This is a genomic window from Coralloluteibacterium stylophorae, from assembly GCF_018122625.2.
Lineage (GTDB): Bacteria > Pseudomonadota > Gammaproteobacteria > Xanthomonadales > Xanthomonadaceae > Coralloluteibacterium > Coralloluteibacterium stylophorae.
In genome coordinates, this window is record NZ_JAGQFT020000004.1 from 218,583 (window position 1) to 242,236 (window position 23,654).

Below are 23,654 nucleotides of genomic sequence, written 5' to 3' on the forward strand. Positions count from 1 at the left end.
GCCTACAGCCGCGTCGAGGACGGCAGCCGGATCGCCCGCCCGTCGTCCAGCCGCAGCGTGCCCGGCCCCAGCTGTTCGGTGTCGGCGTCGATGGTGATGAAGTCGGCGACCACGCGGCCGCTGCCGCGCGAGCCGGCGATGTCGAACACGAAGGTGTCCTCGCCCGGCGCGGCCTCGGTCGCGTCGGCGTCCATCTCCAGCACCATGATCTCGCCGATGTGCTCGGCGACCGCGGCGTCCGCCTGCAGCGCGGCCTGGGCCTGTTCCTGGAACATCCGCATGCCCTCGGCGTAGAGCGCGTCGATGTCCAGGCCGGATCCGGTCCGCGCCTGCGCGTCCGGATAGGGACTGCCGACCTCGAGCTCGCGCCCGTCCTCGAGCGTGAGGGTGCCCTCGCCGAGCCACTCGCTGTAGGCGTCGACGGTGATGAACGGCGCGACGACGCGGCCGCGCCCGCGCTCGCCGACCAGGTCGAACACGAATACGTCCGCGCCCGGATGGGCCATGCTCGCGTCCTCGTCCATCTCGCTGGACAGGATCCGTCCGAGCTCGGCGGCGATGGCCGGATCGGCAGCCATGGCGGCCTCGGCCTGGGCGCGGAAGTCCAGCGGCGCATCGCCGTCGCTCCACGCCGCGTCGGCGTCGACCTCGCCGAGCTCGAACCGGCTGCCGTCGGTCAGCACCAGGCTGCCGCTGGCGACCCGCTCGTGATCGGCGTCGACCGTCTCGAAATCGGCGGTGACGGTGCCCGCGCCGCGGTCGCCGCGGACCTCGAAGACGAGTTCGGAGCCGGGCGCGTCGCCGGTGGCGACGAGGTCCAGCGACATGTCCTGGATGGTGCCGATCTGCTCGGCCACCGCGGGCTCGGCCTGCAGCGCCGCCTGCGCCTGCTCGCGGTAGGCACCCCAGGCCCAGGACAGCAGGCCGCCGATGGCCAGCACGACCAGCAGGCCGACCGCGAGGAGGCCGCCGAGCAGCCACCACACCAGCCGGCTGCCGCCGTTGGCGGGAGAGGCGGGAACGGGCGTGGACGACTGGACCAGGGTGCTCATGACGGGGCTCGCGGGGAAGGGATGCGAGTTTCGCATGCGCGCGCGAGCGGCGCAGGGCGGCGGTGCCCCCCGGATACGCGAAGGGCTCCCGACGAGGGAGCCCTTCCACTGCGGAAGGTGCCGCGGCTCAGGCCGCGAACAGCGCCCGCATCTTCTTCAGCGCGTTCGCCTCGATCTGGCGGATGCGCTCGGCGGAGACGCCGTACTCGTCCGCGAGTTCCTGCAGCGTCGCCTTGTTCTCGTCGTCCAGCCAGCGCCGGGCGATGATCGCGCGCGAGCGCGCATCGAGCTCGGCCAGGCCGTCGCGCAGCAGTTCGAGCTGGTTCTCCGACTCGTCCTCACGCTCGTAGGCGAGCGAGGGATCGTCCTGCTGGTCGACCAGGTAGGCCACCGGCGCCGGCGGCGCGTGGTCGTCGTCGCTGTCGCCCGCGGGCGCGTCGAAGCCGATGTCGCGGCCGGACAGGCGCGCCTCCATCTCCAGCACCTCGCGCTCCTCGACGTTGAGGTCGCGGGCCACCGCGCGGACTTCCTCGGCATTCATCCAGCCTAGGCGCTTCTTCGACTTGCGCAGGTTGAAGAACAGCTTGCGCTGCGCCTTGGTGGTGGCGACCTTGACGATGCGCCAGTTCTTCAGGATGAACTCGTGCATCTCGGCACGGATCCAGTGCACCGCGAAGCTCACCAGGCGCACGCCGACCTCGGGGTCGAAGCGCTTCACCGCCTTCATCAGGCCGATGTTGCCCTCCTGGATCAGGTCGCCCATCTGCAGGCCGTAGCCGCTGTAGCCGCGGGCCACGTGGACCACGAAGCGCAGGTGCGACATCACCAGGGTGCGCGCGGCCTCGAGGTTCTCGTGCTCGTGGTAGTCGCGCGCCAGCGCCTGCTCGTCCTCGACGCTCAGCATCGGCACGCGGTTGACCGCGGCGATGTAGGCGTCCAGCGAGCCGAGCGCGCTGGGAATGGGGAAGCTGTCTGCCACCATGCCGGTGGCGGGAAGCAGGGCAGTCTGGTTCATGGCGTCGGATCTTAGCAGTCGGTCTATGGGAGTGCTAAGGCGCGGGAAAGTTCCACACGTTTTCATCCATGGAACAGTCGCGCGTCGAAGCGTTCAGCTTCAACCGCATCTGGAACAACCGAAGTCTACGCCCACGGCCGTGGAAGGACAGTCGAACGGAACTGGAGCTTCAGTCGCGCGAAAGCAAGCCGGCGACCTCGGCCCGCGGCGGGAGCCGCCAGTCGACCGCGCCGAGGCCGCGCACCTCCAGCCAGCGGTTGGCCTTGGAGAAATGCCCGCAGCCGATGAAGCCGCGGTGCGCCGACAGCGGCGAAGGGTGAGGGGCGCGCAGGACGCAGTGCCGCGACAGGTCGACGCGCCGCGCCTTGGCCTGGGCATAGCTGCCCCAGAGCATGAACACCAGGTTCTCGCGCTCCCGCGCCAGGACCTCGACGATGTGGTCGGTGAAACCTTCCCAGCCGCGGCCCTGGTGACTGCCCGCCTGGCCGCCGCGCACCGTGAGCACCGCATTGAGCAGCAGCACCCCACGGCGCGCCCACGGCAGCAGGCAGCCGTGGTCGGGACGCGGCAGGCCGAGGTCGCGCGCGAGCTCGGCGTAGATGTTGTTGAGCGAGGGCGGCACCGGGACGCCCGGCTGCACGGAGAAGCACAGGCCATGCGCCTGGCCGGGCCCGTGATAGGGATCCTGCCCCAGGATCACTACCTTGACCGCGTCGAAGGGCGTCGCGTCCAGCGCAGCGAAGATGTCGGGAGCCGGCGGGTACACCGGCCCGCGCGCCTTCTCCTCGCGCAGCCAGGCGCCCAGTGCCTGCATGTCCTCGCGCGCGAGATAGTCCTCGAGGCGCGCCTTCCACGACGCCTCCAGCCGCACCCGGCTTCTGCTCATGCCGACTCGGCGACGCGCTGCCGGGCGAGCCGGGCCAGGCGCAGCTGGAACAGCAGCTTGGTGATGAGCAGGCGCTCCTCGATCGGCTTCTGCACCAGATCGTTGGCGCCGGCGCGCAGCAGCGCGCTCTGGTTCACCGGGTTGGCGTCACCGGTCATGACCACCACCGGCAGCTCCGACTTCGACAGGCCGAACTCGCCGCGCAGGCGCGCGAGCAGGTCGCCGCCGCTGAGCGCGCCCTTCAGGTAGACGTCGGTCAGCACCAGGTCGACCTGCTCGGCCTCGCCGCGGCGCATCGCCTCGACCCGGCCCAGGGCATCCTCCGCGCTGATCGCGTGGACGACGCCCAGGCCGTGGCGCTCGAGCATGCGGCAGGTCGCGGTGGCGACCACGCGGCTGTCCTCGACGTAGAGCACGCTGCCGTCGGGCTCGCGCTCCGGACGCACGTAGCCGCGGATGAAGGCGGCGAGCGCGCCGAAGCCGAGCGACTTGTCGAAGTAGTCGGTGACGTCGGCAGTGAACTGGCGCTGCTCGAGGTGCTCCTGCGCGTTGCCGGAGACGACGATGATCGGCACGTAGGCCTGCGGCGCATGCTCGCGCACCCGACGGGCGAGTTCGAGCCCGTCCATGTCCGGCAGCGACAGCGCCGTGGTCACCAGGTGCACCGGCGCATCGGCGATGGCGACGAGGGCGTCGATGCCGTTGTCGCAGCCGATCACCTCGACGCCCGGCAGGTCCTTGCGCAGCACGTTCTCGATCATCCGCCGCACCACGCGCGAGCCGTCCACCACGAGCACGCGCGGAGCATCGACGTCGAGATGGCGGAAGCTGGCGGATTCCATCGGCGGGAGCGATGCCGGCGCGGCGAGCGTGGCGGACGGCATCTACAGTTCGACCGGGCGGTGAAGCCGCAGATGATGCCCGCTGGCGAGCCGCGCGCCCACCCATCCCAGCGCAACTGCGACGACCAGCACAGTCGCGGCGCCGGCCGCACCCGGCCCTTCCAGCGCGAAGGCGCTGCCGTAGCTCGTCGCCAGCGCCGCCAGCGTCGGCCGCAGCGCGAGCCCCGCGCCGGCGAGGATCGCCAGCGTGAGCAGGCCCGCGCCGAGGCCGTACCAGGCACCGAGATACAGGAAGGGGCGCCGCACGAAGCGGTCGGTCGCGCCCAGGAGCTGCAGCACGCCGATCTCCTCGGCACGCGCGGCGATGTCCAGGCGCACGGTATTGCCGACCACCAGCAGCGTGCCGAGACCCAGCAGCAGGCCGACCACGATCACCACCCGCTCGCCGAACGCGAGCCAGCGGTCGAGGCGCTCGCGCCACACCGCGTCGTGCTGCACGATCTCGGCCTCGGGCAGCACCTGCATCGCCGCGGCGACCGCGGCGCCGCCGTCGGTGGCATCGGCGACCGGAACCACCGTCAGCACCGCCGGCAGCGGATTGCCGTCCAGCGCATCGAGCGCGGTGGCCAGCTCGTCCATCTGCCGGAACTGCGCCAGGCCGTCCTCCGGCGTGGTCACCAGCACCTCGTCGACATCGGCACGCTGGGCGATCTCGCCGGCCAGCGCGCGGGCGCGGTCGAGCGGCACCTCCGGATGCAGGAACACCCCGATCTCGCGCGCGTCGCGCAGGTGGCCGGAGAAGCGCTCGACGTTCTTCAGCGACAGCCACAGCCCCAGCGGCAGGGCGAGCGCGACCGCCATCACCCCGACCGTGAGCAGGGTCGCCCAGGGTCGCTGCGCGATCCGGCCGAGGCTCGAGACGAGTCCGAACACGTGCTGCTCGCGCCAGGCGCGCAGGCGCTCGCCCGCGTTCGCGCGCGGATCCTTCTGGCGCGCGCCGCCGGGCTTCTTCCGCGGCTCGGGCACCGCGCTCACGCGGCCAGCTCCTCGGGCGCGATGTCGTCCATCAGCCGGCCATGGTCGAGCACCAGCACGCGCCGGCGCATGCGCTTGATCAGCGCCAGGTCGTGGCTCGCCACCAGCACCGTGGTGCCCTGCGCCGGCAGCGAGGCGAACAGCTGCATGACCTCGGCGGCGAGCTGCGGATCGAGGTTGCCGGTCGGCTCGTCGGCGACCAGCAGCGGCGGCTGCGCGACCACCGCGCGGGCGATGCCGACGCGCTGCTGTTCGCCGGTCGACAGCTCCACCGGCCGCGCACGCTCGCGGCCGCCGAGCCCGAGCTTCTCGAGCGTCACCCGTACGCGCTTGCCGATCTCCGCGCGCGGCGTGCCGGCGATCACCAGCGGCAGCGCGACGTTCTCGAAGATGGTGCGGTCGGCGAGCAGGCGATGGTCCTGGAACACCGTGCCCACCCGGCGCCGGTGGTGTGCCACGCGCGCGCCGCGCACCTTGGCGAGGTTGCGCTCGTCGACCAGCACGGCGCCGCGGCTGGGCCGCTCGGACAGGTGGACCAGGCGCAGCAGGGTGCTCTTGCCGGCGCCGGAATGCCCGGTGACGAAGACCATCTCGCCGGCCTCGACGCGGAAGCTGACGTCGGCCAGCGCCTCGTGGCCGCCCGCATAGCGCTTGCCCACGCCGTCGAAGCGCAGGAGGCTCATGCGGAACCGCCCGCGGCGGAGGAATGGAAGGTGGCGGGCATCGTCGGGCGCGGCATGGCGGGCAAGTCTAGTCGACGCGCCCGCCGCCGACCGGGCCTCAGCCCTTGGCCGCGAGGATCTTCGAGAGCCGGTCCGGCGCGCCGGGGATGCGCTCGAGGTGCGGGTACTTCAGCCCCTCGTGGTAGTCGATGCGCACCGTGCGGTAGAGCTCGCCGTCCTTGATCAGGAGGTCGATCGTGCGCTGCCGATCGGCGGCGGCGGCGCGCACCGCCGTCTCCAGGCGCTCGGCCGTGTAGGCCTCGCCGTCGACCGCCACCAGGGTGCTGCCCGGCACCAGCCCGGCCTGGAACGCCGGTCCGTCCCAGCGCACCGCGCCAACCTCGCTGCTCTCCGCCGAGACCGTCAGCCCCAGCGAATAGGTGAAGTCGGCGACCTTGTAGGCCGCGGCCAGTGCCTTGTCCATGTCGCCCGGGGTGTCGGTGAACACCAGCCGCCAGCCCGCCGCGGCGAGGCCGTCGAGCGGCGGTGCGTTGGCGTCCAGCCGGCTGCGCAGGAAGGTCGTCCAGTCGTGCGGCGCGACCGCCTCCAGCGCGGCGACCACGTCCTCGAAGCGGTAGCCGCGCGGCGGCATCCACGTGCCGTCGTCGCCGCCGAAGAAGCGCGCGGCGAAGTCGTCGAGCGAACGCCTGCCGCCGCTGAGCTCGCGCAGCTTCGCGTCGACCGCCAGCCAGGTCAGTGCGCCGGCGACGTAGTAGTCCTCGGACAGCTGCTGGCTGCGGTAGGGCTGCGGCCGGCGCTGGGCGATGATCGGATCGTTGGTGGTGTCCTGGATCGAGCGCCAGGAGAAGCCGGGGCGGTCCATGGAGTAGGTCGCGGCGACGCGGGCGAAGGTGTCCAGCGCCTGCTGCCTGCTCCACAGCCCGGCGCGCGCGGTGAGCACGTAGCCCCAGTACTGGGTCTGGCCCTCGTAGACCCACAGCAGGCTGTCCTGCACCGGCCGGTTGTAGTTGCCGACCAGCTGGTCGGCCGGGCGCAGGAACTTGCCGTTCCAGGAGTGCACGTACTCGTGCGCGAGGAGGTCGCGCGCCGGCAGGTTGTCCCAGTCGGTGAAATAGCCCGGCTGCTTGCCGTTCTCGCTGGAGCGGTGGTGCTCGAGGCCGTTGCCGCTGAGCCGGTCCGACAGCGAGAACAGGAAGTCGTAGTGGTCGAAGTGGCGCACGCCGAACAGGCGGTCGGCCTGCTCGACCAGGCTGCGGTGCCTGGCGATCTGCTCGTCGCTGGCCTCGAGGTAGCGCGGCGCGTCGGCGAACACGTTCAGCCGCACCGGGCTCGCGCCGTCCGGATCGAGATCGATCACGCGGGCGTGGCGCCCGGCGTAGATCGGCGAGTCCATGAGCGTCTCGAAGGCCACCGGCGCGTAATGGATCGTGTCGCCCTCGCGCGAGGCCACCTCCAGCGCGGTCGCCGCCGTCCACTGCGCCGGATACGCCACGCTCGCGCGGATGCGGATGTCGTCGGCCTCGTAGCCGGCCGGATACATCGCCACCGTGTTCCACTGCAGGTTGAGCATCTCCTGCGTCATCACGATGCGGCCCTGGTCGCGGGCGGTCGGGGAGAGGAAGTCGAACTCGAGCTCGAGCTCCGACACCCCTTCCGGCACGTCGACGCGGAAGGCATAGACGTCGGCCGGGTCGCGCGACCAGGCCAGGGCCCGGTCGTCGGCGCGCACGTGCAGGCCGGCGATCTTGTTGATCGGGCCGGTCGGCGAATGGTTGCCGGGGATCCACTGCGGGTACAGCAGGGTCAGCGGACCCGGCGCGACCGGGATCGTCTGGCGGACGTGGAAGATGCGGCGGTCGAGGTCGGTGGCGTCGACCTCGATCGCCAGCGTGCCCGGGTACGGCCGGTCCTGCGGCGGCGGCGTCTGCGCCACGGCGGGCGCGGACAGCGCGAGGAAGACGGAAGCGGCGAGCGTACGGGGCGACTTCGACATGCGGCGGCGGTCTCGGACGGGAAACGCCCGATGGTACCGCCGCCGCGTGCGGAGGTTAGCTTCCGAAGATGGAACGCAGCCCGCGCTTGAGGCGGCCGATCAGGGACGGCGCCTCGGTCGCAGCCGGTGCGGCCGTGTCCTTCTGGCGCTGCGGGCGCGGCTCGGCCTGGGGCGCGGTTCCGGTGCCAGCGCGCGGCGTGCGCGGACGCGGCGGCCGGTCGCCGCCGCGCGGCGCGCGTTCGGCGGGCTTGGCCGCGGTCTCGCCGGCATCGGCCGCGGCCTCGGCGCCGGCGCCGGCGCCGTTCTCGCCGTTGCGCTTGCGGCCACGGCCGCCGCGCCGACGCCTGCGCTTGGGTGCACCGCCCTCGCTGCCCTCCGCGGCCTCCACGCTCGGCTCCGCCGGCGTCGCGGCGGCGGCCGGCGCGCCTTCGGCGGCCTCGATCCGCGCCTGTGCCAGCGCCGCATCGCGACCGCCTTCCGCGACCGGCGCGGCCGCGTCCTCGCGGCGCGGCCCGCGACGCCGCGCACCGTCGCGCGAACGACCGCCTTCGCCACGAGCGCCCTCGCCGCGACCGCCGGCACGCCCGCCGCCGCCGCGGCGGCGTCCGGTGGCCTCGGCCTCGGCGCGCGCCTCGCGGAAGATCTCGCCGACGCTCTCGGCCTCCTCGCCCTCGACCTTCTCGCGCTCCGGGCGCGGCAGCGGCTTGAGCAGCTCCGGCTCGACCGGCGCGGAGGGGATCTTCTGCTTGATGTAGGCCTCGATGTCCGGCAGCCCCATCGCGTACATCTCGCAGGCGAAGCTGATCGCGTCGCCCTCGGCGCCCAGGCGTGCGGTGCGGCCGATGCGGTGCACGTAGTCCTCGGCGTCGAACGGCAGGTCGTAGTTGTAGACGTGGCTGACGCCGTCGATGTGCAGGCCGCGCGCGGCCACGTCGGTGGCGACCAGCAGCTCGAGCTGGCCCTTCTGGAACTTCGCCAGCAGGGTCTCGCGCTTCTTCTGCGGGACGTCGCCCGACAGCACGCCGACCCGGTAGCCGGCCCGCTCCAGCGCCCGCGCCACGCGCTCGACCCAGGCCTTGGTGTTGACGAACACCATGGTGCGCGCGCCCTCGGAGCGCGACAGCAGGCCGATCAGCAGCGGCAGCTTCTCCTCGTTGGCCGGGTAGTACACGACCTGGCGCACGCGCGAGGCGGTGACCGACTCGGTCTCGACCACCAGCTTCTCGGGGTCGTTCATGTGCTCGTAGGCGAGTTCGAGCACGCGCTGCGACAGCGTCGCCGAGAACAGCAGGGTCTGGCGCTCGGTGCGCACCGGCATGCGCCGCAGCAGGAAGCGGATGTCCTTGATGAAGCCGAGGTCGAACATGCGGTCGGCCTCGTCCAGCACGCACAGCTCGCAGGCGTGCAGCGAGACCACCTTGTGCTGCTTGACGTAGTCGATCAGCCGTCCGGGCGTGGCGATGATGACGTCCACGCCCTCCTGCAGCAGCGCGCGCTGCTTGTCGTAGTCGACGCCGCCGTAGACCAGGGCGAAGCGCAGGCCGAGGTCGGAGCCGAACTTGACCGCGTCCTTGTGGATCTGGATCGCCAGCTCGCGGGTCGGCGCCAGGATCAGCGCGCGCGGGTCCTCGGGCTTGCGCTCGGCCAGGGCCGGCCTGGTCAGCAGGCGGTTCATGACCGCGACGAGGAAGGCCAGGGTCTTGCCGGTGCCGGTCTGGGCCTGGCCGGCGACGTCGCGGCCGGCCAGCGCGACCGGCAGGGTCAGCGCCTGGATCGGTGTGCAGCGGGTGAAACCCGCGGCCTCGAGGCCGGACTGCAGCGAGGCATGGAGGTCGAAGGAGGAGAACGAGACGTCGGTCAGTGGTTTGTCGGACATGATGTGTCGCATCGGTCGCGCGGGGAGCGATGCGGCCCGCGCTGGAGGAGGAAGTCCGTCATGGTCGACGGGACGGGGCGCGCCCGGCCGCGTGGCATCGCGGCCGCCGTTGCGGCGTCGGAACGGACCGTGCAGGTCCCCGCGGCCGCACCCGCAGAGGGCGTGCCGGGCGGCCCCTCGGGTGGCGCCGCATGCCGCGTGCACTGCTTGAAAGCGCGCGTAAACCTCCCCAGTTTAGCGCATGCCCGGGCCATCGCCCGCTCCGGTGCCGCCAGCGGCTCCGATCCCTCCCCGAACACAGGAGTTTCCCGTGAGTGACAGCGTGCTGCATGTCGGCGACAGCGACTTCCAGACCCAGGTCCTGGAGTCGTCGGAGCCGGTCCTGGTGGATTTCTGGGCCGAGTGGTGCGGCCCCTGCAAGATGATCGGCCCGCTGGTCGACGATCTGGCCCGGACCCACGCCGGCCGGGTCAAGGTGGTCAAGGTCAACGTCGACCAGAACAAGCAGACGCCCGCGCAGTACGGCGTCCGCGGCATCCCCACCCTGCTGATGTTCAAGGACGGCAAGGTCGCCGCCAGCCAGGTGGGCGCCCTCGGCAAGGGCCAGCTGACGCAGTTCGTCGAAAGCGCGCTCTGAGCGCACGCGGCCGCCCGCGCACCGCGCCGGCGGCCGCCTTCCCCGTCCTCCCGCCCGGCCCGCCCGCCTGAACGGCCGCCGTGGCCGCCGCGCCGCGTCTTGTCGATGACGGACCGGCGGTGGTAGCGTTAGTGGACCGTGCCCGTCGCGCTCCTCTGCCGAGCCCCGCACGGCGCAACGCGTCGCAACGCACTCTCCGAACTCTTCCCCTCCCACGCTCGCATCCGCGAGGTGCATCCCTTGTCCGAAACCGATACCCCGACCGGCGAAGTCGCCGAGAAGCGCACGCGCAAGCCGCGGGCCGACACCTCCGCACAGGCCGAACTGCCGATCGCCGACGCGCCCCCGGCCAAGACCGCCGCGCGCCGCGCCGAGCCCAAGGCCGATGCCGAGGCCGCGCCGGCCAAGGCGCCCGCGCCCGCGCCCAGCGCCGAGACCGCCGCGCCCGCCGCGCCAGCAGCCGAACCCAGGGCCGCCGCGCCCGCACCGGCGAAGCCCGAACCCGCCGCCGCGCAGGCCACCGCCGAGGGCGCGCCAGCGGCGGCACCCCAGCAGAACACCCCGAACGGCGCGAACGCGCAGGGCGATTCCGGCGGCGACGGCGGCGATGCCGGCGGCGACCGCGAGGAGCGCGGCGGCCGCCGCGACCGCAACCGTCGCTTCCGCGACCGCCGCGAGCGCCGCGAGCAGCAGCGCGCCGAGCGCGCCTCCCAGGGCGAGCCGAGCGGCGACGAGGGCGAGCGCTACGATCCGCGCCCGGCGCCGACCCTGCCGCCGGACTTCCCGGCCTACTCGCTGGCCGACCTCAAGCGCATGCCCGCGCACAAGCTGCTGGAGATCGCCGAGCAGCTGAACATCCACGAGGGTGTGGCGCGGATGCGCAAGCAGGACGTGATCTTCGCCCTGCTCAAGATCCTCACCCGCGCGCCCGACGGCGTCGCCGCCGATGGCGTGCTGGAGATCCTGCCCGACGGCTTCGGCTTCCTGCGCTCGCCGGACGCCAGCTACCTGGCGGGCCCGGACGACGTCTACATCTCGCCGAGCCAGATCCGCCGCTTCAACCTGCGCACCGGCGACCACATCACCGGCCGCATCCGCGACCCCAAGCAGGGCGAGCGCTACTTCGCGCTGCTCAAGCTCGACACCATCAACGGCGAGCCGCTGGAGGCGTCGAAGAACAAGGTCCTGTTCGAGAACCTCACGCCGCTGTTCCCGCGCAAGCGCTTCCACCTGGAGCGCGGCAACGGCTCCACCGAGGACATCACCGGCCGCATCCTCGACCTGATCGCGCCGATCGGAAAGGGCCAGCGCGCGCTGATCGTCTCGCCGCCGAAGGCCGGCAAGACCATGATGCTGCAGCAGATCGCCACGGCGATCACCACCAACCATCCGGACACCCACCTCATCATGCTGCTCATCGACGAGCGGCCCGAGGAGGTGACCGAGATGCAGCGCACCGTGCGCGGCGAGGTGGTGAGCTCGACCTTCGACGAGCCGGCCGCGCGCCACGTGCAGGTCGCCGAGATGGTGATCGAGCGGGCCAAGCGCCTGGTCGAGCACAAGCGCGACGTGGTGGTGATGCTGGACTCGATCACCCGCCTGGCGCGCGCCTACAACACCGTCGTGCCCTCCTCGGGCAAGGTGCTGACCGGCGGCGTCGACGCCAACGCCCTGCACCGCCCGAAGCGCTTCTTCGGCGCCGCGCGCAACGTCGAGGAGGGCGGCTCGCTGACCATCATCGGCACCGCGCTCGTCGACACCGGCTCGAAGATGGACGAGGTGATCTACGAGGAGTTCAAGGGCACCGGCAACTCCGAGGTGCACCTGGACCGCCGCATCACCGAGAAGCGCGTCTACCCGGCGATCAACATCAACCGCTCGGGCACCCGCCGCGAGGACCTGCTGATCGAGCCGGACCTGCTGCAGAAGGTCTGGATCCTGCGCAAGCTGCTGCACCCGATGGACGAGCTGGCCGCGATCGAGTTCCTGCTCGACAAGATGAAGAACTCCAAGACCAACGACGAGTTCTTCGGCTCGATGAAGCGCTGACGCGCACCCCATCCGCCGCATGAAGACGCCGGCCGCCATGGCCGGCGTTTTCGTTCCGGAGCCCGGGTCCAGCCGCTATCGTTGCGCGGATGCACGGCGACTCCCTCGAACTCGCGCTCGTCTTCCTCATCGCCGCGGTGGTGATGGTGCCGCTGTTCCGCCGCTTCGGGCTCGGCGCGGTGCTGGGCTACCTGGTGGCGGGGATCGCGATCGGACCCTCGGGGCTGGGCGTGGTCGGCGATCCCGAGCGGGTCATGGCCGCCTCCGAACTCGGGGTGGTGATGATGCTCTTCGTCATCGGCCTGGAGCTGTCCCTCGCCCGCCTGAAGCTGATGCGGCGCGCGGTGTTCGGCGCCGGCGCGTTGCAGGTACTGGCCTGCGGCCTGGTGCTGGGCATGGTCCCGCTGCTGGGCGGCTTCGGCTGGCGCACGGACCTGGTGATCGGGCTCGGCCTGGCGCTGTCGTCCACCGCCGTCGGCCTGCAGCTCATCGCCGAGCGCCGCGAGCTCACCTCGCCCTACGGCCGGCTGGCCTTCGCCATCCTGCTGTTCCAGGACCTCGCCGCCGTCCCGCTGCTGGCGGCCATCCCCCTGCTCGGCTCGGCCAAGGCCGCCGCGCAGCTGGCGCCGTCGTGGCACGAGGTCGGCCTGGCGGTCGGGGTCATCGCCCTGGTCGTGGTCGGCGGACGCTATGTGCTGCGCTACGTGTTCCGCATCGTCGCCCGCGCGCGGACCAGCGAGCTCCTCACCGCCACCGCGCTGCTGGTCGTGGTCGGCAACGCCTGGCTGATGGAGCAGGCCGGCCTGTCGATGGGCCTGGGCGCCTTCCTCGCCGGCGTGCTGCTGGCGGATTCGGAGTTCCGGCACGAGCTCGAATCCCAGGTCGAGCCGTTCAAGGGCCTGCTGCTCGGGCTGTTCTTCATCGCCGTCGGCATGAGCGTGGATCTGGCCGCCATCGCCGCCGAGCCGTGGCTGATCGCCGGCGGCGTGCTCGGCCTGCTCGCCGCCAAGGCGCTGCTGCTGTGGGCCATCGGGCGCCTGTTCGGCCTCGACGGCCGCGGCGCACTGATGCTCGCCGCGGCGCTGGCCCTGGGCGGCGAGTTCTCCTTCGTGATGTTCTCCGAGGCGCTCGAGGCCGGCCTGATCGACGCGGCGATGCGCGTGCGCCTGATCGCCATCGTCGGCCTGTCTATGGCGGCGACGCCGCTGGCCCTGATCGCGGTCGGCGGCTGGCTGCGGCGTCGCAGCCGCCAGGCGCCGCCGCCCGCCGAGCCGCTGCCGGACGATTTCGCCACGCCGCGGGTGGTCATCGCCGGGTTCGGCCGCGTCGGCCAGCTGATCGGGCGCATGCTGCGCGCGGCCGGCATCGGTTTCATCGCGCTCGAGCACAGCGTCGAGCAGGTCGCGGTGTCGCGCCGCTACGGCAACCCGATCCACTACGGCGATCCGGAGCGGATCGAGCTGCTGCGCGCCGCCGACGTCGGTCGCGCCGAGGTGTTCGTGGTCGCCATCGACGACCCGGACTCCAACCTGCGCGTGGCGCGGCTGGTCAAGCGCCACTACCCGCACCTCAGGGTGCTGGCGCGGGCGCGCAACCGCCAGCACGCGTTCCGGCTCATGGACCTCGGTGCGGAGCAGGTCCGCGAGAGCTTCCACTCCAGCCTCGAGATGGGCGAGCGGGTCCTCACCGCGCTCGGCATGCCGGCCGAACGCGCGGCGAGCTGCCGGCGCCGCTTCCACGACCACGACGAGGCGCTCCTGGCGCGGCAGCAGGCGCTCTACGAGGACGACGGCGCGCTGGTGGCCTCCACCCGCGACGCCCAGATCCAGCTCGAGGAGCTGTTCGCCGCCGACATGGCGGCCGAGGCGGACGGGCGGGCCGCGCCGCGCCGGCCTCAGGCCTGACGCGTGCGCCGGCGGCGCAGCGAGCGCCGGCGCAGGTGCTTGCGGACCAGGTACCAGACGATGGCCAGCCCGACCACGCCGAGCACCACGTACAGCCCGGTCTGCCCGCGCTTGAGCCACAGCAGCAGCCATTCGTGGTTGTCGGCGCCGTAGTCGCCGAGGTAGACCCAGATCGGCACGCTGATCAGCGCGGCGAGGCCGTCGAGCATCAGGAACTTGAGGTAGGACACCCGCCGGGTCATGCCCGCGGTCAGGAAGATCGGCGAGCGCAGCCCCGGCAGGAAGCGCGCGATGAACAGCAGCCGCGTGCCGTAGCGCTCGAACTTCTGCTGCACCCGGGCGTAGCGCGCCGGCGTCAGCAGCCAGTTCACCCAGCGCCAGCGCAGTGCGCGCACGCCGAAGTGCCGGCCGATGAGGAACATCGTGGAATCGCCGAGCAGCACGCCGACCATGCACACGCCGAACATCAGGTGCACGTTGGCGTAGCCGAGGCCGGAGATGATGCCGCCCGCCACGAGGGTCACGTCCTCCGGAATCGGCACGCCGAACCCGCACGCCAGCAGGATCAGGAAGACCGCCAGGTAGCCGTAGTCCGAGAAGAAGTCGACGAGGAGGCTGAGGATGTCCATCGAGTGGATCAGGTGGACGCGCGGCCGCGAGGCGCGCTCCGTTCTTGGCGGCGGGCGGCGACCCGGCCCCGAACCCGGATGCGGCGGCACCCGGGGGATGCGCGCGTCCGGCCGGGACCTGGCTCCGCCCGCAGGGCGGTCTGCGAGTGTAAGAGCCGTCCCCGGGGATGGCGAGCCCGGGAGCCGGGAGTATTCAGCCGGTCCGCGTCGGAACGATGACGGCTCACCGTTCCGGCGTGCGCAGGAAGCGGGCGAGCGAGACGCTGGAGCGGACCGGCTCGAATTCGGCGGCGACGTCGACGAAGCCGCGCTGGATCGCGATCTCGTAGGGCGTGCGCCCGAGCGCGTCGCGGGCGGCACGGTCGGCCCCGGCGCGCAGCAGGCGCTGGGCCACGCCGCGCAGGCCGTGCAGGGCGGCCACGTGCAGCGGCCCGAAACCTCTCCCCTCGCGCGCGTCGAGGTCCACGCCGTCCTCCTCCAGCAGGCGTTCCAGCGCGGCCAGCAGCACCTCCTCGTCGTGCGGCGCGTCGGGCTCGGCGCGTGAGCCCAGGAGCAGCAGCAGGGGCGTGTGGCCTTCGTCCGCGGCCGCGCCGGCGTCCGCGCCGGCCAGCAGCAGGGTGTCGAACAGGGCCAGCACGCGCGCGCGCTGGCCGGCGCCGAAGGCGTAGAGCATGGCCACGTGCAGGGCGGTCTGCCCGCGCTCGTCGCGGGCGTGGAGATCGGCCTGGTGTGCCAGCAGGCGTCCGACCATGTCCGGCTGGCCCAGCGCCGCGGCCAGCATCAGCGGCGTCACCCCGGCCGGCAGGCGCTGGTCGACCCGGGCGCCGTGGGCCAGCAGGCGCTCGACCACCGCGGCGTGGCCGGCGGTGAGCGCCGCCGACAGCGGCGTGGCGCCGGTGCGCGCGGCATGGGCGGGATCGGCACCACGGGCGAGCAGGCGCTCGACCAGGGCGAGCTGGCCGCCGCCGGCCGCGCGCAGCAGTGCGGTGCAGCCCTGCGCGTCGGTCGCATCGACCGCGAAGCCCAGATCGAGCAGGCGCTCCACCGCGCCGGCGTCGCCGGCCATGGCCGCGGCGGGCACGTCGTCGCCGCGCAGCGGCCGCGGCGGCAACGGCCAGTCGCGCCATTCCAGCCACACCGCGAGGTCGCGGCGGCTGTCGGTGAGGGCGATGCCGAGCGGGCTCTGCCCGTCCGGCGCCACCGCCTGCGGGGAGGCGCCGTAGCGCACCAGCAGCCGCACCGCGGCGCCGCGGCCGAGGCCGCAGGCCAGGTGCAGGGCGGTCATGCCGGCGCCGTCGCGTGCCTCGGTCCAGGCGCCGGCCTGCAGCAGGGCCTCGGCCAGCCGCAGCCAACCCAGGCGCACCGCCAGGGACAGCGGCGGGTCGCCGGCGCCGCCGAAGGGGTCCGCGCCGCGTTCGAGCAGCGCCAGCGCGAGCTGCTCATAGCCGCGCGCGACGTGCTCCTGCTCGAAGCAGGCCGCCAGGTAGCGCATCAGCCCGCCCCGCCCGGCCGGCGCGGCGCCGGCGTCGAGCAGGCGCTGGATGCCGGGCGCCGCCGCGCCGCCGCGCCCGAGCAGGCGGAACAGCGCGTCGTCGCCGTCTTCGAGTGGCCGCTCCGGATCGGCCCCCCGCGCCAGCAGCCAGTCCAGCCGCGCCGGGTCGCCCTCGCCCGCGAAAGCCGGCAGCAGGCCCGACAGCAGGTCCACGCGCGCGGAGGGCGGCTGCGCCTCGAGCAGGCTCGAGGCGAGGTCGAAGCGGCCGGCGGCCAGCGCCTCGTCGATCAGCAGCTCCGGTGCGCGCGCATCCGGCAGCGCCGCGTCCGCCAGGCTCGCCGGCAGCGGGAAGCCCGGATCCAGCACCGCCACCTGGTGCCAGCGGCCGGAGGCCAGCGCGTGTTCGATCGCGCGACGGCCCTGCGCATCGGCCAGCGCGGGATCGGCGCCGTGCTCCAGCAGCCGCCGCAGGACGTCCGGACCGGCGCCGCGGTCGACAGCGTGGATCAGGGCGGTGCGGCCGCCGGCATCGGCCGCGTCGGGATCCGGCTGCGCGCGGAGCAGGCGCTCCAGCACCTCGATGCGGCCGCAGCCCACGGCCTCCATCAGTGCGGTGCGGCCGGCGGCGTCGCGGCGGTCGACGCCGGCGCCGGCGTCGAGCAGGGCATCGACGATGTCGAGGTTGCCGGCCGCGCAGGCCGCCATCAGCGCGGTGCGCGCGTCGCGGTCGGCCGCATCGACGCGCGCACGGTGGCGCAGCAGCAGGGCGACCCCGGCGGCATCGTCGTCGCCCGCGGCCGCGCCCAGCAGCGCCGGACGGCCGCCGACCGGTTCCGGCCGCGCCCCCCGCTCGAGCAGGAACCGGGCCAGCCGCCAGCTGCCCGCGGCGCAGGCCGCAGCGAGCGGACTGGCACCGTCCGCGTCCAGTGCGTCCAGCGGCGCGCCCGCGTCCAGCAGCAGGGCGGCGACACCCGGATCGCTGCTGCGCGCGGCATGGTGCAGCGGCGTCTGCCCGTGGGCGTCGGTCAGGCGCGGATCGGCTCCGTTCGCCAGCAGGGTGGTGACCGCCTCGGGACGGCCATGCCAGCTGTCCCGGGTCGCCACCAGCAGCGCGGTGAGGCCGCCGTGGCGGCGGTCGACCTCGATGCCGCGCGCGATCAGCTCGCGCAGCAGGCGCAGGTCGGCGTGCAGCGCGGCGAGCATGGCCAGGGTGCGCTGGTCGCGTTCGTCCTCCGCCGGCAGGGCGTGCGGATCGGCGCCGGCGGCCAGCGCATCGAGCGCGCGCTCGATGCGGCCCGCGCGCGCGGCCGGATACAGCTCGGCGTCGGGATCGGCCATGGCCGCCGCGGTGGGCGCCGGTGCCGGCTCGGCGTCGGCCTCGGGCGGCGCCACCGCCGCCGGCTGCGCCGGCGCGGCGCCCGTGCGATGCACCAGGCCGTGCGCCAGCGGCGCCAGCACGAGATGGGCCAGGGCCAGCGGCAGGCGCCAGGCCGTCGTGGCCGGCCAGGCGAGCAGGTCGACCAGCGCCAGCACCACCAGCACCGCGGTGGCCGCCGCCAGACCCCGGAACGAGGCCGGATCCGTCTCGCCGACCGCCTCCAGCAGCGTCGCCAGGCCGCCACCCTCGCGGCTCGCCCGCGTGAACGCGGGCCACAGCCGCCAGAGCGCGACCAGTGCCAGGCCGGCGACGGCGCTCAGGGCCAGCGCCGCCGACAGCCGACCGCCGTCCGCGAGCGCCCCGGCGGGCCAGGCCGCGACCGCGCCGAGCGTACAGGCGCCGCCGCCCCACAGCAGCAGCAGCGCCGCGGCGTCGCGCAGCCAGCGTGTCGCGCCGTCGGGGCCGCGGCGGGTACCCCGGAGCCAGCCCCAGGCGAGCGCGAAGCCGGCCTGCGCGGGGACCAGCGCCAGCGCCGCGGCCGGGTGCGCCAGGACCACAGGCAGCAGCGCCAGCAGCAGGCCGGCGCCCGCGGCGGCCAGCCCTCGACGCGGGCGCGGCGCCTCAGTCGGAGTCACGTGGCGCGCCGGGCGGCGGCGGGAACTGCAGGTGGTAGCCGCGTGCGGCCAGGCTCTCGCGCACCCGCGCGGCGTCGATCCGCGCCAGCCGCCGCTCCGGGGTCAGCGCGACCTCCAGCACGAAGTCGAGCGCGCCCAGCTGCGCCAGCACCGGCTCGGGCAGCACGGCGAAGCCGTCGCGCTCGCGCAGGTAGACGTAGGTGTCCGCCTTCCTGCGGCTCTTGTAGACGTACGCCTGCATGGCGTGCTCTCAGGCGTGTGTGACAGGCGGGAATTCTGGCGGGAAAGGGGGTGGAGGTGAAGCGGTCGGGTGAAGCGGGAGGGGATGGGGAACGGGGAACGGGAATTGGGATTCGGGGATCGGGGATCGGGATCGGAACGGGGCATCGTCCAGGGAAGGACGCCCCCGGTCACCGCACCCTCCAGTTCCCGGTTCCCCGTTCCCGCTTCACCCCGACCGCTTCACCCCAACCGCCTCACCCCAACCGCCTCACCCACATCAGTGATACCCCACGTCCGCCGTCACCTTGCCGCGGAACACCGTGTAGGACCACCAGGTGTAGCCGAGGATCACCGGCAGCAGGATCGCCAGGCCCACCAGCACGAAACCCTGGCTGGAGGCCGGCGAGGAGGCCTGCCAGATGTCGAGGTTCGGCGGGATCAGGTTGGGCCACATGCCGATGACCAGGCCGACGAAGCCGAGCCCGAAGAAGCTCAGCGCGAGCACGAACGGCGCGACCTCGGCCTTGCGCAGGACCGCCACCCACAGCGCCACCGCGTTGGCCACCGCCAGCAGCGGGATCGGCGAGAGCCACAGGAAATTGGTGCCCTCGAACCAGCGCGCCATGATGTCGGAGTCCAGGAACGGCAGCCAGGTGCTGACCAGGCCCATGAAGGCGATGGTGACGCCGACCAGCGGCCGGGTCAGCGCATAGGCGATCTCCTGCGTGCGGCCTTCGGTCTTGAGGATCAGCCAGGTGCTGCCGAGCAGCCCATAGCCGAACACCACCGCGGTCCCGGTCAGCATCGAGAACGGGCTGAACCAGCCGAACACGCCGCCCGCGTAGCGGCCTTCCTGCAGCGGCATGCCCTCGACCACCGCGCCCAGGATCGTGCCCTGCGCGAACGCCGTCACCAGCGAACCCGCGGCGAAGCACACGCCCCAGAACCGCTTCCAGCGGATCGCCTTGAAGCGGAACTCGAACGCCACCCCGCGGAAGATCAGCGCCAGCAGCATCGCCAGCACCGGCAGGTAGAGCGCCGACAGCAGCACCGAGTAGGCGAGCGGGAAGGCCGAGAACAGGGCCACGCCGCCCAGCACCAGCCACGTCTCGTTGCCGTCCCAGATCGGCGCGGCGGTGTTCATGCTGATGTCGAGCTGATCGTCGCTCTCGGCGAACACCGCCAGTACGCCGATGCCCAGCACGAAGCCGTCCAGCAGCACGTACATCAGGATCCCGAAGCCGATCACGCCGAACCACACCACCGGCAGCACGGTGTCCATGTCCATGTTCATGCGTCCACCTCCAGCGGCTCGTCGTCGGCGGCCGACATCGGGCGCGATGCGCTCTTGCGCTCGGCGTCGTGCTCGGGCGGATGCACGCGTGCCGGCCCGCGGCGCACCATCACGCCGATGTAGTAGCCGCCCATGCCGAACACGAACAGGTACACCAGCACGAACGCCGCGAGCGAGACCGCGACCGCGGCGCCCGATACCGCGCTGACCGCATCCGCGGTGCGCAGCTGGCCGTAGATCACCCAGGGCTGGCGGCCGATCTCGGCGGTGATCCAGCCGGCCAGCACGGCCACCAGGCCGCTGGGCCACATCCACGACCAGGCCCGCAGCAGCAGCGGCGTGTCGAACAGGCGCCCGCGCTTCCACTGCCACAGCGACCAGGCGACCAGGCCCAGCATCGCGAAGCCCAGGCCCACCATCACCCGGAACGCCCAGAACACCGGCCACACCGGCGGGCGGTCCTCCGGCGCGAATTCGCTCAGCGGCGCGATCCCGCCGTCCCAGCTGTGGGTGAGGATGATGCTGCCAAGCCGCGGGATGGCGAGCTCGGCGCGGTTGCGCTCGGCCTCGGCGTCGGGCAGCGCGAACAGCACCAGCGGCACGCCCGCGCCTTCCTCCTCGCGCTCCCAGTGCGCCTCGATCGCCGCGAGCTTGCTCGGCTGCAGTTCGTGGACCTCTAGGCCATGCAGGTCGCCGACGACGATCTGCGCGGGCACCGTGATCGCGGCGAACGCCACCGCCAGGCGCAGCATGCGCGTGGCCTCCTCGACGTGACGGCCGCGGCGCAGGTAGAAGGCCGCGGTGCCGCCGACGATGAAGCAGGTACTGATGAAGGCCGCCAGCACCATGTGCGCCAGGCGGTAGGGGAACGAGGGGTTGAAGATCACCTCCATCCACGAAGCCGGATGGAAGGCGCCGTCGACCAGGGTGTAGCCGGCCGGGCTGTGCAGCCAGCTGTTGGCCGAGAGGATCCAGAAGGTCGAGATCAGCGTGCCGAGCGCGACCATGCAGGTCGCCAGGAAGTGCAGGCCCGGCTTGACCCGATTCCAGCCGAACAGCATCACGCCGAGGAAGGACGCCTCCAGGAAGAAGGCGGTCAGCACCTCGTAGCTCAGCAGCGGGCCGAGGATGGCGCCGGCCGCCGAGGACAGCCCCGACCAGTTGGTGCCGAACTGGAAGCTCATCACGATGCCCGACACCACCCCCATGCCGAAGGTGACGGCGAAGATCTTGGTCCAGAAGAAATAGAGCTCGCGCCAGAGCGGGTTGTGCGTGCGCAGCCAGCGCCACTCGACGAAGGCCAGCCAGCTCGCCAGGCCGACGGTGATCGCGGGAAACAGCACGTGGAACGAGATGACGAACCCGAACTGGATCCGCGACAGCAGGAGAGGATCGAGATCCACCGGCATGCTCCGGAAAGTCCGGCGGCCATTGTAGGTGGGCGGCGTGAAGTCATCGCGTGGACACGGGTGCGACCCGTTGTCGCACCCGCCCGCCGCGCGCGGCGGTGCGCCGGGCCTTCCGACACATCAACCGCCGCCGTCGCGGCTGCTAGGCTTGCCGGTTCGATCACGCCCATCCGGATCCTGCCCATGCGCAACGCCGTGTCCGCCCTGCTGCCCCTCGCCCTCCTGCTGCCCCTGGCGGCGAACGCCCAGGCGCCCGACCTCGACGTGGAACAGGCCATGGCCGACCCGGACTGGATCGGCCCGCCGGTCGAGGACGCCTGGTGGAGCTGGGACGGCGACAGCGTTTACTACCGGCTCAAGCGCGCGGGCTCGCCGATCGAGGACGTCTGGACGCAGCCGGCCGCCGGCGGCAGTGCGGCGCGGGTGGAGGACGCCGCGCTGGCGACCATCGACGCGCCGGATCCGGTCTACGACGCCAGCCGCAGCCGCGAGGCCTTCGTCCGCGATGGCAACGTGTTCCTGCGCGACCTGCGCAACGGCGCGCTGACCCAGGTCTGGCGCAGCAACGAGGGCGCGGCCGACGTCCGCTTCACCGCCGACGGTCGCGGCCTGATCTGGCGCAGCGGCGATACCTGGTACGGCTGGAGCGCCGAGGGCCCGGCCGCCCCGCGCGCGGAGATCCGCGCCGAGAAGGATCCCGCCGCCGCCCCGGAGGCCGACTATCTGCGCGAGCGCCAGCTGCGCCTGAGCTCGACGCTCGCCGACCGCCGCACCAACCGCGAGGCCGAGCGCGAGCGGGACGAGGCGCTGCGTGCGGTGGATCCGACGCGCGCGCCGCGGCCGGTGTACCTGGGCGCCGACGTCGCCGCGGCCGAGCACGCGCTGTCGCCGGCCGGGCGCTGGCTGGTGGTCGTCACCGACAGGGGCGAGAAGGCCGACGGCGGGCGCGGCAGCAAGATGCCGATCTACGTCACCGAGTCCGGCTACGAGGAATCCGAGGACGCGCGCACCCGCGTCGGCCGCAACGCCCCGGAGGGGCAGAAGCTCGTCCTGGTCGACCTGCAGACCGGCTCCCAGACGCCGCTGGCGCTGGACCCGCTGCCGGGCATCGCCACCGACCCGCTGGCCGCGCTCCGCGAGAAGGCCGGCAAACCCGCGCTCGAGGGCAACCGTGCGGTGCGCGTGGACGGCATCCGCTGGAACGACGCCGGCACCCGCGTGGCGGTGATGCTGCGTGCGGTCGACAACAAGGACCGCTGGATCGCGACGGTCGACCTGGCCGGCGGAAAACTGGTGCCCGCGCACCGCCTGCACGACGCGGCCTGGATCAACTGGTCGTTCAACGAGTTCGGCTGGCTGCCCGACAACGACACGCTGTGGTTCCTGTCCGAGGAGTCCGGCTACTCGCATCTCTACACCCAGCGTGCCGGCGCCGCGCCGCGCCAGCTCACCCGCGGCGAGTGGGAAGTCTCGCAGCCGCACGTGTCGGCCGACGGCAGCCGCATGCTCTTCGTCTGCAACCGCGAGTGGCCGGGCGACTACGAGGTCTGCGATGCGCCGCTGGCCGGCGGCGAGGTGCGCGAACTGACCGCGCTCGACGGCGTGGAGAGCTACACCCTCGCCCCGCAGGGCGACGACCTCCTGGTGCACTGGTCGTCGAGCTACGTGCCGCCGCAGCTCGCCGTGGTGCCGGCCGCGGGCGGCCAGGCACGGCGCCTGACCGACACCCGCACCACCGACTATCGGGCCTACGACTTCATCCAGCCGCAGTTCGTCCAGGTGCCGTCGCAGCACGGCGCCGGCAGCATCTGGGGCAAGCTCTACACGCCGGAGACGATGGAGCCGGGCCGCCGCTACCCGATCGTGATGTTCGTGCACGGCGCCGGCTACCTGCAGAACACCAGCGCCAACTACCCGAACTATTTCCGCGAGCAGCTGTTCCACAACGTCCTGGTCGACGCCGGCTACATCGTGCTCGACCTCGACTACCGCGGCTCGGCCGGCTACGGCCGCGACTGGCGCACGGCGATCTACCGCAACATGGGCCATCCCGAGCTCGAGGACTACCTCGAAGGTATCGACTGGCTCGTCGCCGAGCACCAGGGCGACCGCGACAACGTCGGCATCTACGGCGGCAGCTACGGCGGCTTCATGACCTTCATGGCGATGTTCCGTGCGCCGGAGGCGTTCGAGGCCGGCGCCGCGCTGCGCCCGGTCACCGACTGGACCGCCTACAACCACGAGTACACCAGCAACATCCTCAACACGCCCGACATCGACCCGGAGGCCTACGACCGCTCCTCGCCGATCGAGTACGCCGAGGGGCTGCAGGGCCACCTGCTGATCGCCCACGGCATGATGGACAACAACGTGTTCTTCCAGGATTCGGTGCGGCTGTCGCAGCGCCTGATCGAGCTGCGCAAGGACAACTGGGAGATGGCCGCCTATCCACTGGAGCGGCACGGCTTCGTCGAGTCCGATGCCTGGTTCGACGAGTACCGCCGGATCTACAAGCTGTTCGAGCGCGCGTTGAAGGATTGAGCTGGGGGATGAAGCGGGAACGGGGAACCGGGAACAGGGAACTGGCGCTCTTCCCGCGTCCACGACGCTTCGCTCCGGCCGC

17 protein-coding genes are annotated in these 23,654 nt (G+C 72.8%); 4 read left to right on the plus strand and 13 right to left on the minus strand.

The genetic code is table 11. The features are described 5' to 3' along the window. Positions 1–2 precede the first annotated feature (2 nt). The 8 genes from KB893_RS07740 to rhlB all read right to left on the minus strand — a co-directional run bounded on the left by KB893_RS07740 (position 3) and on the right by rhlB (position 9,382). Positions 3–1,052, minus strand: coding sequence for a hypothetical protein (locus tag KB893_RS07740; protein WP_211926070.1), 1,050 nt, complete (start codon positions 1,050–1,052; stop codon positions 3–5). 127 nt (positions 1,053–1,179) lie between these two features. Next, positions 1,180–2,067, minus strand: a complete 888-nt coding sequence (rpoH, locus tag KB893_RS07745) for an RNA polymerase sigma factor RpoH (protein ID WP_211926071.1) — start codon at positions 2,065–2,067, stop codon at positions 1,180–1,182. Positions 2,068–2,236: 169 nt separating this feature from the next. Beyond that, positions 2,237–2,953 carry a uracil-DNA glycosylase gene (gene ung / locus KB893_RS07750; RefSeq protein WP_211926072.1) on the minus strand — a complete coding sequence of 239 codons (717 nt, stop codon included), beginning with the start codon at positions 2,951–2,953 and terminating at the stop codon, positions 2,237–2,239. After that, positions 2,950–3,795, minus strand: coding sequence for a response regulator (locus KB893_RS07755; RefSeq protein WP_211926077.1), 846 nt, complete (start codon positions 3,793–3,795; stop codon positions 2,950–2,952). The genes ung and KB893_RS07755 overlap by 4 nt, the downstream gene beginning before the upstream one ends. 42 nt (positions 3,796–3,837) lie before the next feature. After that, positions 3,838–4,821 carry a permease-like cell division protein FtsX gene (gene ftsX, locus KB893_RS07760; protein WP_213173610.1) on the minus strand — a complete coding sequence of 328 codons (984 nt, stop codon included), beginning with the start codon at positions 4,819–4,821 and terminating at the stop codon, positions 3,838–3,840. Between the two features lie 5 nt (positions 4,822–4,826). Further along, complete coding sequence (gene ftsE, locus KB893_RS07765; protein WP_211926471.1) at positions 4,827–5,513, minus strand: cell division ATP-binding protein FtsE; 687 nt, start codon at positions 5,511–5,513, stop codon at positions 4,827–4,829. A gap of 97 nt (positions 5,514–5,610) precedes the next feature. Continuing rightward, positions 5,611–7,506, minus strand: a complete 1,896-nt coding sequence (locus tag KB893_RS07770) for a M61 family metallopeptidase (protein WP_211926470.1) — start codon at positions 7,504–7,506, stop codon at positions 5,611–5,613. A 55-nt stretch (positions 7,507–7,561) separates the two neighbouring features. Next, a complete protein-coding gene (gene rhlB, locus KB893_RS07775; protein ID WP_211926469.1) occupies positions 7,562–9,382 on the minus strand; it encodes an ATP-dependent RNA helicase RhlB in 1,821 nt (606 codons plus the stop codon). 310 nt (positions 9,383–9,692) lie between these two features. On the opposite strand from rhlB, the gene trxA reads away from it, so the two are divergent. From trxA to KB893_RS07790, 3 genes are all read left to right on the plus strand, one after another. Continuing rightward, positions 9,693–10,019: a thioredoxin TrxA gene (gene trxA, locus KB893_RS07780; RefSeq protein WP_211926468.1), complete on the plus strand. Its 327-nt coding sequence runs from the start codon at positions 9,693–9,695 to the stop codon at positions 10,017–10,019. A 222-nt stretch (positions 10,020–10,241) separates the two neighbouring features. Next, positions 10,242–12,068 (plus strand): transcription termination factor Rho, encoded by a 1,827-nt coding sequence (rho, locus tag KB893_RS07785; protein WP_425491139.1) that lies wholly within the window; start codon positions 10,242–10,244, stop codon positions 12,066–12,068. 89 nt (positions 12,069–12,157) lie between these two features. Next, positions 12,158–13,972, plus strand: a complete 1,815-nt coding sequence (locus tag KB893_RS07790) for a monovalent cation:proton antiporter-2 (CPA2) family protein (protein WP_211926466.1) — start codon at positions 12,158–12,160, stop codon at positions 13,970–13,972. Here the strand turns inward: KB893_RS07790 and KB893_RS07795 are convergent. From KB893_RS07795 to KB893_RS07815, 5 genes are all read right to left on the minus strand, one after another. Then, the gene (locus tag KB893_RS07795) at positions 13,963–14,601 is read right to left on the minus strand and encodes a DedA family protein (protein WP_211926465.1); all 639 of its coding nucleotides are present in this window, start codon (positions 14,599–14,601) and stop codon (positions 13,963–13,965) included. The genes KB893_RS07790 and KB893_RS07795 overlap by 10 nt on opposite strands. Before the next feature lie 223 nt (positions 14,602–14,824). Beyond that, positions 14,825–18,106, minus strand: a complete 3,282-nt coding sequence (locus KB893_RS07800; RefSeq protein WP_211926464.1) for an ankyrin repeat domain-containing protein — start codon at positions 18,104–18,106, stop codon at positions 14,825–14,827. Beyond that, positions 18,093–18,347, minus strand: a complete 255-nt coding sequence (locus KB893_RS07805; RefSeq protein ID WP_211926463.1) for a YcgL domain-containing protein — start codon at positions 18,345–18,347, stop codon at positions 18,093–18,095. The genes KB893_RS07800 and KB893_RS07805 overlap by 14 nt, the downstream gene beginning before the upstream one ends. Before the next feature lie 258 nt (positions 18,348–18,605). Further along, positions 18,606–19,616, minus strand: coding sequence for a cytochrome d ubiquinol oxidase subunit II (cydB, locus tag KB893_RS07810; protein ID WP_211926472.1), 1,011 nt, complete (start codon positions 19,614–19,616; stop codon positions 18,606–18,608). A 2-nt stretch (positions 19,617–19,618) separates the two neighbouring features. Further along, positions 19,619–21,025: a cytochrome ubiquinol oxidase subunit I gene (locus KB893_RS07815; RefSeq protein WP_338026901.1), complete on the minus strand. Its 1,407-nt coding sequence runs from the start codon at positions 21,023–21,025 to the stop codon at positions 19,619–19,621. A gap of 189 nt (positions 21,026–21,214) precedes the next feature. Between KB893_RS07815 and KB893_RS07820 the strand changes: the two genes are divergently transcribed. Next, positions 21,215–23,572 (plus strand): S9 family peptidase, encoded by a 2,358-nt coding sequence (locus KB893_RS07820; RefSeq protein WP_213173598.1) that lies wholly within the window; start codon positions 21,215–21,217, stop codon positions 23,570–23,572. Positions 23,573–23,654: the final 82 nt, after the last annotated feature.

Excerpts from the sequence above, each read along its gene's own strand:
- KB893_RS07740 (WP_211926070.1), bottom strand. The coding sequence starts at position 1,052 with ATGAGCACCCTGGTCCAGTCGTCCACGCCCGTTCCCGCCTCTCCCGCC.
- rpoH (WP_211926071.1), bottom strand. The coding sequence starts at position 2,067 with ATGAACCAGACTGCCCTGCTTCCCGCCACCGGCATGGTGGCAGACAGC.
- ung (WP_211926072.1), bottom strand. The coding sequence starts at position 2,953 with ATGAGCAGAAGCCGGGTGCGGCTGGAGGCGTCGTGGAAGGCGCGCCTC.
- KB893_RS07755 (WP_211926077.1), bottom strand. The coding sequence starts at position 3,795 with ATGGAATCCGCCAGCTTCCGCCATCTCGACGTCGATGCTCCGCGCGTG.
- ftsE (WP_211926471.1), bottom strand. The coding sequence starts at position 5,513 with ATGAGCCTCCTGCGCTTCGACGGCGTGGGCAAGCGCTATGCGGGCGGC.
- KB893_RS07770 (WP_211926470.1), bottom strand. The coding sequence starts at position 7,506 with ATGTCGAAGTCGCCCCGTACGCTCGCCGCTTCCGTCTTCCTCGCGCTG.
- rhlB (WP_211926469.1), bottom strand. The coding sequence starts at position 9,382 with ATGTCCGACAAACCACTGACCGACGTCTCGTTCTCCTCCTTCGACCTC.
- KB893_RS07790 (WP_211926466.1), top strand. The coding sequence starts at position 12,158 with ATGCACGGCGACTCCCTCGAACTCGCGCTCGTCTTCCTCATCGCCGCG.
- KB893_RS07795 (WP_211926465.1), bottom strand. The coding sequence starts at position 14,601 with ATGGACATCCTCAGCCTCCTCGTCGACTTCTTCTCGGACTACGGCTAC.
- KB893_RS07805 (WP_211926463.1), bottom strand. The coding sequence starts at position 18,347 with ATGCAGGCGTACGTCTACAAGAGCCGCAGGAAGGCGGACACCTACGTC.
- cydB (WP_211926472.1), bottom strand. The coding sequence starts at position 19,616 with ATGGACATGGACACCGTGCTGCCGGTGGTGTGGTTCGGCGTGATCGGC.
- KB893_RS07820 (WP_213173598.1), top strand. The coding sequence starts at position 21,215 with ATGCGCAACGCCGTGTCCGCCCTGCTGCCCCTCGCCCTCCTGCTGCCC.